This is a genomic window from Chryseobacterium taichungense (genome assembly GCF_900109935.1).
Classification (GTDB): domain Bacteria; phylum Bacteroidota; class Bacteroidia; order Flavobacteriales; family Weeksellaceae; genus Chryseobacterium; species Chryseobacterium taichungense.
The window spans coordinates 25,884-39,770 of record NZ_FOBV01000013.1; the positions used below are offsets into that span (position 1 = coordinate 25,884).

The 13,887-nt window shown below is 36.6% G+C and carries 14 protein-coding genes; 11 read left to right on the forward strand and 3 right to left on the reverse strand.

The window, feature by feature from the left end; all coding sequences use genetic code 11:
- Window positions 1-29: 29 nt before the first annotated feature.
- Together BMW64_RS19185 and BMW64_RS19190 are read left to right on the forward strand one after the other, a co-directional pair.
- Complete coding sequence (locus BMW64_RS19185; RefSeq protein WP_090002115.1) at window positions 30-914, forward strand: sulfite exporter TauE/SafE family protein; 885 nt, start codon at window positions 30-32, stop codon at window positions 912-914.
- A gap of 89 nt (window positions 915-1,003) precedes the next feature.
- Window positions 1,004-1,294 (forward strand): putative quinol monooxygenase, encoded by a 291-nt coding sequence (locus tag BMW64_RS19190; RefSeq protein WP_090002117.1) that lies wholly within the window; start codon window positions 1,004-1,006, stop codon window positions 1,292-1,294.
- Between the two features lie 164 nt (window positions 1,295-1,458).
- On the opposite strand, the gene BMW64_RS19195 is transcribed toward BMW64_RS19190, so the two are convergent.
- Together BMW64_RS19195 and BMW64_RS19200 are read right to left on the reverse strand one after the other, a co-directional pair.
- A complete protein-coding gene (locus BMW64_RS19195; protein WP_090002119.1) occupies window positions 1,459-2,766 on the reverse strand; it encodes a T9SS type A sorting domain-containing protein in 1,308 nt (435 codons plus the stop codon).
- Between the two features lie 224 nt (window positions 2,767-2,990).
- Window positions 2,991-3,797, reverse strand: a complete 807-nt coding sequence (locus BMW64_RS19200; RefSeq protein WP_090002121.1) for a T9SS-dependent choice-of-anchor J family protein — start codon at window positions 3,795-3,797, stop codon at window positions 2,991-2,993.
- 94 nt (window positions 3,798-3,891) lie between these two features.
- Here BMW64_RS19200 and BMW64_RS19205 point away from each other — a divergent pair, with 94 nt between their 5' ends.
- From BMW64_RS19205 to BMW64_RS19235, 7 genes are read left to right on the forward strand one after another with little or no spacing between them, the layout of a single operon-like run.
- Complete coding sequence (locus tag BMW64_RS19205; RefSeq protein WP_090002123.1) at window positions 3,892-6,012, forward strand: TonB-dependent receptor plug domain-containing protein; 2,121 nt, start codon at window positions 3,892-3,894, stop codon at window positions 6,010-6,012.
- 10 nt (window positions 6,013-6,022) lie between these two features.
- On the forward strand, window positions 6,023-7,129 hold the full coding sequence (locus BMW64_RS19210; protein WP_090002125.1) for an HmuY family protein: 1,107 nt from the start codon (window positions 6,023-6,025) through the stop codon (window positions 7,127-7,129).
- 31 nt (window positions 7,130-7,160) lie between these two features.
- Window positions 7,161-8,039: a heme/hemin ABC transporter substrate-binding protein gene (locus BMW64_RS19215; RefSeq protein ID WP_090002127.1), complete on the forward strand. Its 879-nt coding sequence runs from the start codon at window positions 7,161-7,163 to the stop codon at window positions 8,037-8,039.
- Entirely contained in the window at window positions 8,023-9,066 is a 1,044-nt protein-coding gene (locus BMW64_RS19220; protein WP_090002128.1) for a FecCD family ABC transporter permease, read from the forward strand. Before BMW64_RS19215 ends, BMW64_RS19220 begins: the two co-directional genes overlap by 17 nt.
- Window positions 9,063-9,833, forward strand: a complete 771-nt coding sequence (locus tag BMW64_RS19225; RefSeq protein ID WP_090002130.1) for a heme ABC transporter ATP-binding protein — start codon at window positions 9,063-9,065, stop codon at window positions 9,831-9,833. The genes BMW64_RS19220 and BMW64_RS19225 overlap by 4 nt, the downstream gene beginning before the upstream one ends.
- Complete coding sequence (locus tag BMW64_RS19230; RefSeq protein WP_090002132.1) at window positions 9,834-10,484, forward strand: class I SAM-dependent methyltransferase; 651 nt, start codon at window positions 9,834-9,836, stop codon at window positions 10,482-10,484.
- Window positions 10,485-10,489: 5 nt separating this feature from the next.
- The gene (locus BMW64_RS19235; protein ID WP_090002134.1) at window positions 10,490-11,518 is read left to right on the forward strand and encodes a hemin-degrading factor; all 1,029 of its coding nucleotides are present in this window, start codon (window positions 10,490-10,492) and stop codon (window positions 11,516-11,518) included.
- A 114-nt stretch (window positions 11,519-11,632) separates the two neighbouring features.
- Here BMW64_RS19235 and BMW64_RS19240 read toward each other — a convergent pair whose 3' ends face one another.
- Complete coding sequence (locus BMW64_RS19240) at window positions 11,633-11,815, reverse strand: hypothetical protein (protein WP_090002136.1); 183 nt, start codon at window positions 11,813-11,815, stop codon at window positions 11,633-11,635.
- Between the two features lie 64 nt (window positions 11,816-11,879).
- Between BMW64_RS19240 and BMW64_RS19245 the strand changes: the two genes are divergently transcribed.
- A complete protein-coding gene (locus BMW64_RS19245) occupies window positions 11,880-12,752 on the forward strand; it encodes a ChaN family lipoprotein (protein WP_090002139.1) in 873 nt (290 codons plus the stop codon).
- Between the two features lie 503 nt (window positions 12,753-13,255).
- Window positions 13,256-13,885, forward strand: a complete 630-nt coding sequence (gene def / locus BMW64_RS19250; RefSeq protein ID WP_090002141.1) for a peptide deformylase — start codon at window positions 13,256-13,258, stop codon at window positions 13,883-13,885.
- Window positions 13,886-13,887 lie beyond the last annotated feature (2 nt).

Here is a 13,887-nt window from a genome sequence, read left to right on the forward strand (position 1 = left end):
TTTATAATTTAGAATTAAAAAAAGCAGCCATGATCATTTCAAGGAAAGTTCAGTTCAGACTCAATATTTTTTTTATAACGCTGGCAATATTATCTGTTATTGTTTTCTCAATGTATGAACTGGGCTATCTTGATGAGCTTTTTACAATCTTAGCCAAAGACAATTACATTTTTTACTGGATGATGCTCGTCGGGATTTTAGCGGAGATCGTGGCAGGTTCCATGGGAATGGGGTATGGCGTGATCTGCACAACAACGTTGTTGTTTCTGGGAATTCCCCCTCATGCGGTGAGTGCCAGTATTCATTCGGCGGAAAGTTTTACGACGGCGGCAGGAAGCATTAGTCATATCAGGCTCAAGAATGTTAGTAAAAGTTTGGTGAAGAAACTGGCTGTTCCTGCGGTTATCGGAGCTATTATTGGAGCCGTTTCATTGACGTATCTCGGAGAATATTATTCTGAAATTACCAAAACCATCATCTCATTTTATACGTTGTACTTAGGAATTCAGATTTTATCTAATGCATTTAAGAAAAAACAGGATAAAAAATTAAAACGCAGAACAAATCTTACAAGGCTGGGACTTGTAGGAGGTTTTATTGATTCTTTTGCCGGCGGGGGATGGGGGCCGCTGGTAACGGGGACATTGATTAAAAATTCTTTTACACCCAGATTTGCTGTCGGAAGCTCAACGGTAGCTAAGTTTATTTTAACCCTTACAGCAGCAATTACTTTTATTTTCACGTTAGGAATTCAACATTGGAACATTATTCTTGGTCTTCTGATCGGCGGGATTTTTACCGCACCTATTTCTGCCATGCTAACGGCAAAGTTGCCTGTAAAAAGTATGTTTGTAGTAATCGGACTTTTAGTTATCATAATGAGTTCTATAACGATCTATAAATCTGTTTTTTAGTGAAGATTTACTTAGTGTGGAAAAATAAAAGGGTTAAAAATATCTTCCGTTTTGAAAATATTTTACTTTTACATCATTAAAAAAATATTATGAATATACACGTTGTTGCCGTATTTAAGTTTAATGAAAACTACCTGATGGAAGCCGTTGAACTTTTTCAGGCATTGGTAAAAGAAACCCGAAAAGAGGAAGGCTGCCTGAAGTATGACCTCATCGAGGATAAAAATAATAAAGGAACATTTTTTATGATCGAACTTTGGGAAACTGAAGAACATCTGAACCGTCACAGCGGACAGGATCATTTGCTGAATTTTAGAAAAGATGTTGCTAAAATGCTGGAAAGCTCAACAGAAGTTTACAAAGGTTATAAAACATTATAAAATTTATCATTCAATTAAATACAAAAGGCTGTTCACCAATGTGAGCAGCCTTTCTTTAGAAAAAATAGAAAGTATTATTTTGAAAGTGAATTGTGAATAGTCAATAGTTAATTTTTAAATTCACTGTTCAGAATTCAGAATTAACCATTCACTATTGACTTGTCTTATTTCACAATTAACTTTTTCGTTTCTGTACTTCCTCCGAAAGTAATTTTTACCAGATAATTCCCTGATGAAAGATGAGAAAGATTCAGATCCTGTTTATAGAAACCTGCCTGATTGGTCAGTTCAGCAGAATATACTTTTTTGCCTGACAGATCATAAACTTCTACATTTCCTTTACTGCTGAGCTTTTCTTTAACATCAAATAAAACCGTTACCTGTCTGTCTGCGGTAGTCGGATTCGGATAAATTCCGAAAGACGCTTTTTTACCGGCAGTTTCCACAGTTCCCAACGTTGACGTGATATTTTTATATTTAAAATACATGTTTCCTGTCTGAGATCCCTCATTGGAAATAAAATACATTCTGTAATATTCAGATCCCTGTTTGATGTAATACACCGCATCGCTGTATATGCCTGTCGTTGGTTTCCAGCTGTGTCCGATCGCTGTAATATTGCTTGAAAAAGAATTTGAAGCAGGAATAGTGGCATTAGAGGTAGCCTGTGTTTCGGGCTGAACTTTTGCCACGGTGATGTTCGTATTCTGAATCACACCCGACATTCTGTACTTCATGGTAGCCGGTTGTCCTGTATTGGGATCAACATATGGATAATCTGTCCAGTATCTGGTGAACATAAAGTCCCAATTGGTTTTTGAAGGCTCAAGATTGGCTACTTTATCACCGGTTGCGAATGAAAAATAGTTGAAATAAGCATCATCGGTACCGTTCGCAATTGTTTTGGAAACGGTAGCATCCCATGATGAATTTGCTGAATTCCACTTAGCATATTTGAAAGTATAACCGCCGAAATAATCGTCGATCATAAATTTGTAATAAGTGTTTGTAGAAAGATATTTCAGGATGAAAATCACTTTTCCTTCGATGTGGTGATTTCCGGGATTATATTCTCCCCAGCCATAAGTCGCGGTACCTTGTTCGAAAGCGCCCTCCTGTATAGCAGTAGTATTGTCAAGATTGTATAAAGGAGATCCGTAAGTACTCACACTGTTTGTGGTGATGGTATTCCAGTCATTAGGATTATTAGAGGCCTGATATACTTCGATGTTTTGTGCATCATTAATTCTCGTTCCGAAATTCATACTTGAATTCCTGTAGAAAGCAATATCCCAGGTATTGGCCGGTTGAGAAACCATATTGTTGGCACTCAGATCAAAAAATACACGGTTCTGGTAACTTGCCCCCATGGACATATTAACCGTTGTATATCCATTTGTATCAACTTGTGAAAGAACAGTTTGCTGTATCCCTAAAGAAATCATTGCCGCAAAAAGTAATTTTGTTTTCATAATATCTGACGTTATTTATTATTTAGAATTATTCTACAAAACTATATAAATTATTTTTAATTGTTCTAAATAAAACATGATTTTTGTCGTGTTTTTATATTAAATTTTGTTCGTATTATGAATTTTTAAAGCTAGTAAAAAGCTTGTTTAGATGATACTGATATAAAAAAGACCGATTTATGAAATCATAAATCAGTCTTAATAACTATGAGGTTTAATAAATCTTACTTCTTAATAAACTTTGATTTTATTACAGAACCTTCTGCTGTTTCAATAAGGATATAATAAACGCCAGTCTGAAGTCTGCTGATATCAAAAGATCTTCCTGACAATTTACCCTCCGCAACTTTTTGTCCTGCTGCAGAATATACATGAATGTTTTTCGGGTCTTTTTTAGCAATAAATTCTAAAGCCGTATGATCAGCATTCACAGCAAATCGAATTTCTTCTTTGGATTTTATCTGATCGGAAACTGCAAGACTTGAAGCCTGATTGTAAACAACATCGTCAATTTCAAGTACCGTGTGTGGAGCAAGTGCCCCTACAAATTTAAACACGATATATTGTGAAGTTGAAGCCGTTACAGGTATGCTAATGGTCTGGAAGGTATCACTTGTTAAAATCGTTGCATTTGCAAGAGCTACAAATGTACTCATATCGGTAGGGTTTGAAGCCAGTCCTACCTGTATAGATCCTGGCGCAGAACCTGTATTTCTCCTTGCTTTAAACGTTAATGTTTTGTCTCCCGCGGGAGCTACAATTTGTGGTGAAATCAAATATTCCGGACTATTTTGGTTCGCTCCTGAATAAGCCTGCACAAAATTATCAGTAGCATTGTTGACTACAATATTCATCATTGGAGCGGGATTACCAACAGCGTCCGGATAAATAGCCGTCCATTGATTCTGTGGAAAAACAGTTTGTCCCTGACCTGGAGTAAAGCTGTTGAAATTCTCATTAATTGTCGCTACTTGTGCATGGGCTGTAATCGCTGCAAACATCAAAGTTCCTAAAAGTAGTTTTAATTTCATAATGTTATTTTTATTTAGAATTATTCCACAAAATTAATAATTTATTTTTAACTGTTCTAAATAAAGTTATATATTTGTCGAAAATTTTCCACCTATGAAGAAGAAAGTGCTTTCCATTCTATCATTATCCACTATTTTATGGGTGAATGCACAGGAAAAAGATTCTTTAAAGCAGAAAGCCATCGATGAGGTTGTCATCACAGGACAATATACTCAGCAATCCATTAATAAATCCATCTATAAAGTAGAGGTAATTGATGCACAGCAGATTAAAAATATGGCAGCTACCAATGTGGCTGATGTTTTGAATCAAAGTTTAAATATTCTTATTACTTCTGATCGTAATTCCGGAAACTCTACAGCAAGTCTTTTGGGACTTGGAGGCGAATACACGAAAATTTTAGTAGATAATATTCCGATAGTAGGAGATATTGGTTTAGGGAATAATATCGATCTGACTAAATTAAATATCAACAATGTAGAGCGTATCGAAGTAGTAAGAGGTTCAATGGGCGTAGATTATGGAAGCAATGCGGTGGCGGGAGTAATTAATATTATCACTAAAAAAAATACTCAGAAAAAACTTACATTGAATGCTTCTGTGCAGGAAGAAACAGTCGGCAAAGAATACGATTGGTATAAGAAAGGAGAGGGAAGGCATATTCAAACGCTGAATGTAGGATACAACATTAATGAAAACTGGTATGTAGGAGCTAACTTTAATCGTAACGATTTCCAAGGATTTAAAGGAACTCAGGAAGGTTATAAATACTTCGAGCAGGACGAAAAAAGAGGATATCTCTGGCAGCCTAAAGATGTTCTAAACGTTGATGGGATTATACGTTATAACAAAAATAAAACATCTGTTTTCTACAAATTCGGATTTCTAAATGAAAAACTGAATTATTACAATCCAATTGTAAATGAATATTTTTATGATGTTGATGACAGAACATATGCTGCAACAGATAGAGACTATCTTACCACAAGATATCTGAACCAGCTTAATATTCAGACAAAACTAGGAGCCATCAATTATACAGGCGATTTTTCTTATCAGACTCAGGATAGAAAATACAGAGATTTTAAATATGATATACCAAATAGAAAGCTAGTTGATGGAAAAGATGAATATCAATCTTATAATAAATCAGATGTTTTTTATTCAAGAGGTGTTTTTAGTAACTTTTTAGACAGTAAGACAATAGATTTCCAGATAGGATATGAATTGGACCATACTTCAGGATTTGCTGGGAATATTGCCGGTGATTTTGAAGGCACAGATAATGTAAAGAGAAAAATTTTCAATTATGCCAATTTTATGTCCATTGAATGGAATGCCACAGATTGGTTGTCCATACGCCCGGGATATCGTTTAACTTTAAGTGATAAGTTTGATACACAGCATAATTATTCATTAACGGCAAGGGCTAAAATTACAGAAAATGACAATGTAAGACTCGTAATCGGAAGTGCAAACAGATTCCCGAATTTTGATGAATTGTACACCTATATGGTAGACAGTAATCATGATATTCGTGGGAATGCTGATTTGAAACCGGAAGAAGGGATGACCGCTTCTTTAAATGCCGAAAAGAAAATCATTTTAAATTCAGGTTGGGATTTTAGGATCGGTGCCAGTGCAACATACCTTAAAGTAAAAGACAGAATCGAGCTGGCAATGGTGAACAGACAACCGTTGCAATATAAATATATTAACATAGATAGTTTCCGCTCGTATATTTTTGAAGCAAATTTTAAAGCTCAGAAAGGGCCGCTTGCTTTAGCCGCAAACGCTACTTATTACGGAATTTCCAAAGAACTGAATGAAGGGGGATTTGTTTCTCCTGATGATTTCTTCAATACTTTTGAAGCAAATTTGTCTGCAAACTATACCATTCCGAAGATCAATACCACACTTTCACTTTACTACAAATATACCGGTAAAACGCAGATGTTTGTTTTAGTTTCTCCTGATGTTGCCACTTCTTTTTATGATATAGGTGAGAGAAAAGACTTCAGTATGATGAATTTTATTGTTACTCAGCCATTCTTTAAAAATCATTTTGAAGTTAGTGCCGGTGTTAAGAATATTTTTGATGTATCATCTGTGAGAGATACTACCATTGCAGGAAATGCACATGAAGCATCAACCTCTGTGTCTAATCTTTTCTATGGCAGAAGCTATTTTGCCAGATTAAGCTATAATTTTTAAAATTCTAAAAATGAAAAAAATACTATTTTATCTTTTATTAGGAGTATCATTCATTTCTCAGTCATGTATCAATGATAATGAAGATCCTGTAGCGGTAATTCCTTCGGAGGGAAAATTGGTAGATGCAACAGTTGGCGGTCCTACACAACCTAATCAGGTTTGGGTGGATTTGAGCGATGTAGATCAGGATGGGAATCCAAGAAAATATACGAATGTAAGAACAGACTGGGATCTTGCTTTTTATTCGGGAAACGAGTTCAAAGTAATGCTTAATTCATCAATTATGATGGGAGCAGCGAAAATTCCCAATGCCTCAGATATCTCTGCCGTGAAGGAATCTGATGTTGCAACATTAACGACGCAGGTTCAGGTGGCGAATTTTAATCCTTCCAATACGGTTTATATTGATGATGTTAACGGAAATTTCCCTACAGGATATACTGCGATTAGTGAAGTAAAAGCAGATGCTTCAGAAAGTGGGGTTTATCTTATCAATATGGGAAAAGAGCTTTATTCGGGTAGTGTGGCAATTGGTTCAGTGGCTACCGGAGGAAACAGCAGAGGATGGATGAAGCTTCAGGTAACGAAAGAAGGAAGCGGATATAGAGTAAAATATGGAAGTCTGAATGCAACTGGTGATCAGATTAAAAATGTTTTGATCGACAAAAATACGGCATACAACTATACTTTCTTTAGCTTAAAAAACAACAAGCAAGTTACAATTCAGCCTGAAAAAAATAAATGGGATATCTGTTTCACGGTATTTACCAATATTATTGAAGGTGCGGGAAGTTATATTTATGCAGATTTTGTAACAACAAATAATATCGGAAATGTAGGAGCTTATGAAGTAAAAGTAGCATCTGCAGGGTCGATGATTGAAACATTCAATAATTTCAAAAAATCTGATGTTGATGATTCCAAGCTTATCTATAAAGATCAAAGAGTGATTGGTGCCAACTGGAGAGAAGTAGGACCATCCGGCTATCAGGTAAAAGGTGATGTTTTCTACATTATTAAAGATTCGGAAGGAACTTATTTTAAATTAAGATTTTCATCGCTTACAGATAACGCCGGAGAAAGAGGACATGCAATGTTTAAATACAAACCACTTTAAAAAATAAATCAAATAATAAGAGTAGTATATCATGAAAAAATTCATTCTTGCCGCTTCTGTGCTGGTAGCCGTGTATTCTTGTAAAAAAGAAGATGGTTCAAAAACAGAAAATAAAACAGAAATAAACGCTGAAACACCAAAATCTAACAATAAAATTGTAACGCTTAACGGTGGAATAACAGAAATTGTTGCTGCGTTAGGTCACGAAAAAGAAATCGTAGGAACCGATGTTACCAGTACGTATCCCGAGTCTTTGAAAGCTACCGCGAAAGATTTAGGACACGTACGATCAATGACCATTGAGCCGATCATGGCGGTTTCTCCGACGTTGATTTTAGCTTCTGATAAAGACATTAACCCTGAATTAATGGGAAAAATAAAGTCTTCCGGAATCAAAACTGAAATTTTCAAACAAGAGTTTACCGTAGACGGAACCAAAAAATTAATCGCCGACGTAGCAAAAGCAATCGGAAGTACAGATTATCAGAAACTGAATGATAAAATAGATGCTGATTTAAAGCAGATCCAGCCTATTGCCAAAAAACCTAAAGTCCTGTTCATCTACGCAAGAGGAAATATGCTAATGGTTTCAGGTAAAAATACCCCAATGGCTTCTTTAATAGAATTGGCAGGCGGTGAAAATGCAGTCAATGATTTTGAAGATTTTAAACCTTTAACCCCCGAAGCGGTAGTAAAAGCAAATCCTGACGTTTTATTTTTCTTCACAAGCGGATTACAGGGAGCAGGAGGAAATGAAGGCGCACTGAAAATGCCTGGCGTATCTCAGACCAACGCCGGTAAAAACAAAAAAATTATTGCGATGGATGGAGGCCTTGTTTCAGGATTCGGACCACGATTGGGAGAAGCTGCTGTAGGATTAAACAAACTTTTAGTTGAAAGCACAAAGTAAATTATACGCTTATGTAACAATAAGTACCATACTGCTAGTAATTATAGCAGTATGGTCTCTTAATACCGGAGTTTATGATTTCGGCGGGCAGTCTGCGTTTGAAGTTTTAGGGAAAATGCTTAACGGGAATTCGACGTTATCAATGAGCGATAAATATGTGGTCTGGGATGTGCGGGCAGCCAGAATTATTATGGCTATTCTGATCGGGAGCATGCTTGCCGTTTCAGGAACAAGCCTGCAGGGATTATTTAAAAATCCTTTAGCAACAGGAGATTTAATAGGACTTACATCGGGAGCAACTTTACTCGCTGCCATTACGATTGTTTTAGGAGGGCATTTCAAGCAGTATCTTCCTGAAGCAGTACAGTTTTCACTGGTCGGTATTTCTGCTTTCATCGGTTCTTTATTATCCATGTTGCTGGTCTACAGGATTTCGACAAGCGGAGGAAAAACAAATGTCGTCATGATGCTGCTAAGTGGTGTTGCCATTACTGCCATCGGATTCTCTATCACCGGATTTTTGATTTATATCTCAAAAGATGATCAGCTGAGAGATCTGACGTTTTGGAATTTAGGAAGCTTAGCCGCCGCCACATGGACCAAGAATATCATTTTAGTAATCGTTTTAATTATTTCTTACATCATCTTATTACCAAAAGGAAAAGCATTAAATGCGATGATGTTAGGTGAAAAAGATGCCCAGCATTTAGGAATTAATGTAGAAAGATTAAAAAAGCAGATCATCATCATTGCAGCACTGATGATCGGAAGTTGCGTGGCGTTTTCAGGAACCATTGGTTTTGTAGGTCTTATTGTACCCTACATTTTAAGGCTGTTATTTAAATCCAATTATGCTTTCATTTTACCGTTATCAGCGGTTTGCGGGAGCATTTTGTTACTGACGGCAGACACTTTCAGCAGAAGTATCGCAGCGCCTTCAGAACTGCCGATCGGAATTCTGACAGCCCTCATGGGAGGTCCGATCTTCATCGCGATTTTAGTTAAATTTAAAAAGTCACTGTCATGATTACGGCACATCAGATCAGTTATAAACATAAAGAATTCCATATCCTGGATGCGGTGGATGTTCACCTGCAATACGGAGAATTTCTGGCGATTGTCGGCCCGAACGGAGCCGGAAAGTCTAGTCTCCTGAGTGTTTTGGCGAATGAAGTAAAATCGAAACAGCAGATTTTATTTAAAGATAAAAACATCAGCGATTGGAAAGTCACGGAGCTTTCAAAACATAAAGCCAAATTTTCCCAGCACAACAGCAACGATATTCCGCTTGACGTGAAAGATGTCGTGATGATGGGACGGTATCCGTATTTTGATGCCCAACCCAGAAAGGAGGACTTCGAAGCGATGAACAGCATGATGTACGAAACAGATGTTTATCATTTGAAAGACAGAGAGTATAATACTTTATCAGGAGGAGAAAAACAACGCGTACACCTCTCAAGAGTGATGGCGCAGCTACAGAATGAGATCGCCCATAAACTCCTTTTCCTGGATGAGCCTTTGAACAATCTTGATGTAAAGCATCAGTATAAAGCATTGGGAATCATTAAAAATTTTACAAAAAGGGCAAATTCTGCCGTAGTAGTTCTCCACGACCTGAATCTTGCGGCACAATATGCCGATAAAATATTGCTAATGAAATCAGGGAGGGTAGCCGCATACGGAACACCGGAAGAGGTATTTACTACGGAAAACATCAGTAATGCATACAATTTTCCATGTACGATCTGCGAACATCCGATTACCAGTAACCCCATGATTATTTTCGGATAAATGGATAAAGAAAATTTAAAAATATTAGCACAGCATCTTGCCAATCCTCAAGGTGAAAAAGGCATTGAAATCGGTGAGATGATGAATGCCACCAATATCGGAATGACGTTGGAAAGCATTAAAACACTTTTAATAGAAGATAACGAGCACATCCTGGAAATCGGACACGGAAACGCTGCGCATGTTAAAAGTATTGTAAACAGGGCTCAAAATGTAAAGTATACAGGAATTGATATTTCCGAAACGATGCATAATGAGGCAAAACGATTAAATGAACCTTTTAAAGATCAGGTCGATTTTGTTTTGTATGAAGGTGAAAAGCTTCCTTTCGGAGATCAAACGTTTGACAAGATATTTACCGTAAACACGGTTTATTTCTGGCAGCAGCCGGTGGAATATTTGAATGAAATTTATAGGGTTCTAAAAAAGACAGGAATTTTTGTCCTGACTTTCGGACAAAGGGATTTTATGGAAAAACTGCCATTTACACAATTTGATTTCACTTTATACAATACCGATGAAATGGAAGAGACCGTCTCACGAAGCCATTTTAAAAGAATGAAAATTTCCGAGAGGGAAGAACAGGTGAAAAGCAAAACAGGAGACGAAACAATAACAAGAAATTATACGATTTTAACCATTAAAAAATAAAAAAAATGAGCACATTAGTTAACGATCTTAAAGAAAAATGGGAAGCTCTTAAAGCTGAAAATCCACATTTGAGAATCAGAAACGCAGCTGCAGAACTTGGTGTTAGTGAAGCAGAATTATTGGCAACAAATGTAGGCGAAGGCGTAACGGTTTTAAAGCTGGAATTTAAAGATATTTTAACGGAAACAGAAAAGTTAGGAAAAGTAATGGCTCTTACCCGTAACGACGAGTGCGTTCACGAAAGAAAAGGAACTTACCAGAATGGTGATTTCAGCAGTCCTCACGCACAGCTTTTCGTAGGAGAGGATATTGATCTCAGAATTTTCCTTAACCACTGGAAATTCGCTTTTGCTGTGGTGGAGGGCGATAAAAAAAGTTTACAGTTTTTCGGAAAAGACGGATTGGCTTTGCATAAAATTTACTTAACTAAAGACAGCAATGAAGCTGCTTTTGACGCAATAGTTGATCAATTTAAGGCTAATGAGCAGCAATCATCATTCGAATTTGAAACGGTAGCTCCAAAAACGGAAGATAAACCGGATGCTGAAATCGACATAGAAGGTTTCCAAAATGCATGGAGATCACTGAAAGATACCCACGATTTCTTTATGATGACCAGAAAGTTTGGCGTAAGCAGAACGCAGGCATTAAGGCTGGCTCCGGAAGGTTTTACCAAAAAAATTGATAGCTCAAAAGTGGTGAATGTACTTGAAGATGCTTCTGAAAAACAGCTTCCGATAATGATTTTCGTAGGCAACAGGGGTATTATTCAGATTCACACCGGAAATGTAAAGAAAACATTATGGCACCAGCAGTGGTTCAACGTAATGGATCCGGATTTCAACTTACACCTTGATGTCACAAAAATCGCAGAAGCGTGGATCGTGAAAAAACCTACAGAAGACGGTGAAGTGACTGCCATTGAAGTTTTCAACCAGGATGGTGATTTCATCGTTCAGTTCTTTGGGAAAAGAAAACCGGGAATCCCTGAATTACAGGAATGGAAAGATCTTGTAGCAGATCTTGAAAAATAAATAGTTAGATCATTTTTTTAAGGCCGTTTTGTATATTGCAGGGCGGCTTTTTTAATAGGAAAACAGAATAACACTGTCCGAAGTATATAAGGGAATGTCCGGAATAAATAAAGCTTAGTCTGAAATAAATGAAGCATCGTCCAAAGTGTATAAGACATTGTCCGGAATAAATAAGGCTTTGGCTAATTTAAATGAGGCATTGTCCAAAGTGTATAAGACAATGTCCAGAGTATATAAGACATTGTCTGATGTAAGTAAAACATCGTCCGGAGTAGATATTACAAGGTTATTTGCCATGTAAGTAAATTTAAAATAATCTTTCCGACCTTTGCACTACATTAAATAATCTAATTAACTAAATATGAAAAATATTTTCTCAATACTATTACTTGTGCTTTTCTGCTCATTGAATGCGCAGGATTTCAAGGCCTATCAATTCTACAACAAAAAAGGAAAGGAAATCGGAACTGAAAAATTAGTGAAAGAACTCGCAGATTACGATATCGTTTTCTTTGGTGAAAACCACAACAGTTCCATCAACCATTGGCTGCAGTTAAAAGTTACAGAAGCTTTATTTGAAAAGAAAGGTGGGCAGCTTATCCTGGGTGCCGAAATGTTTGAAAGGGATAATCAGGAACAATTAAACAAATACTTAAATGGAACATTTGATGCTAAAACGTTAAAAGATTCCGCAAGGCTGTGGAATAATTTTTCCACCGATTATAAACCATTGGTTGATTTTGCTAAAGCTAAAAAACTGCCGTTCATTGCGACCAATGTTCCCAGAAGATACGCCTCCCAAACCTCAAAAGAAGGACTGGAATCGTTGAATAATTTACCGGCTAAAGACAAAACATATATCGCTCTATTACCAATCAAGGTGACACTTGACACCCCAGGCTATCCTGAAATGAAAAAAATGATGGGTGATCATGCGGAAGAAATGAAAGTGATGAATTTTATTTCAGCGCAGGCTATTAAAGATGCCACCATGGCAGAATCAATCCTGAAAAATTTACAGGCTGGAAAAACTTTTATCCATTACAATGGAAATTATCACAGCAAAGAATTCGGTGGTATTTACTGGTACATCAGGCAAAAAAATCCTAACCTGAAAATGGCGGTCATTTCGGTCTTCGAATCTGAAGATCCCGAATTGAAAGTTCCGCAAAAAGATTATATTCCGACAGATTTTAATCTTATCATTCCTGCAGATATGACGAAAACGTATTAGAAGAGCCAAGTTTAAAGTTAAAGGTTAAAATTGATAAGCGAATAAATTACCCACCATTTTGTCATTCTGAACAAAGCGAAGCGGAGTGAAGAATCTCTTAAAATAACTGTAATAGTTTGAGATTAATCAATCATTATTTAATTCTTTATCGCAAAGTAAACAAAGGTATTTATTAAATAGATTCTTAATTTAAGATAACGAAAACTGAACTTCGTTCTTAAACCTTTAGTTATGCTTATTATAAATTAAATTTAGCTATCATTTGCTGAGTGTTAACGCCTTTGCGAACGGGAAAAATATACGAAATCATTTCAAATAAAACCTAGCGCTCATTGTGTTGAAATAAAAACAGAAAGTTTCCATTAACATTGTTTTTGATACGATAATATTACACTTATAAAGGGATAATTTAATCCAAATCATTCGTGCAATCTGCAAAATCTGTTTGTTTATAATACCAAAAATTAAAAACATCATTTATATTTGTTTAATATTCCGTCAACATGAAAAAGATTTCCTTTCTACTGATTTTATTTATCGGTTTAGTGCAGGCGCAGAAACTTACTGCTGAAGAGATTTCCCTGATCAATCAAGGCAACATCAACACTGCATTACCGATTTATCAAACAACCGATGAGCATCAGCACAAAACATTGCTGAGCCTCTCTACAGCGATTGATCCGTTGGATAAAAACACGGCGACGCTTGTTAAAAGAATGAAGGAATCTTTATTGTCTACGGATGGCGGAGTAGGAATTGCAGCTCCTCAGGTCGGAATCAACAGAAGAGTGATCTGGGTTCAGCGTTTCGATAAGCCTGGCGAACCATTAGAATATTTCATTAATCCGGTGATTGTCTGGAGATCGGAACTCCAGAACCTCGGTCCGGAAGGTGATCTGTCGATTCCCGATTTTAGGGATCAGTTTTACAGAAGCAAAGTCATTCAGCTGGAATACGTCGATCTAAATGGGCAGAAGTTTTCAGAAATGGTAGAAGGGTTCACCGCCGTCATTTTCCAGCACGAGATCGACCACCTTTTTGGTGTTTTGATCTCCGATAAAAAAGAGAAAGAGAAAAACGATTCGTATCAGAAAGTGGATGCTTTTAAGAAAAGTAATTCTGTGACAAGGTAGCG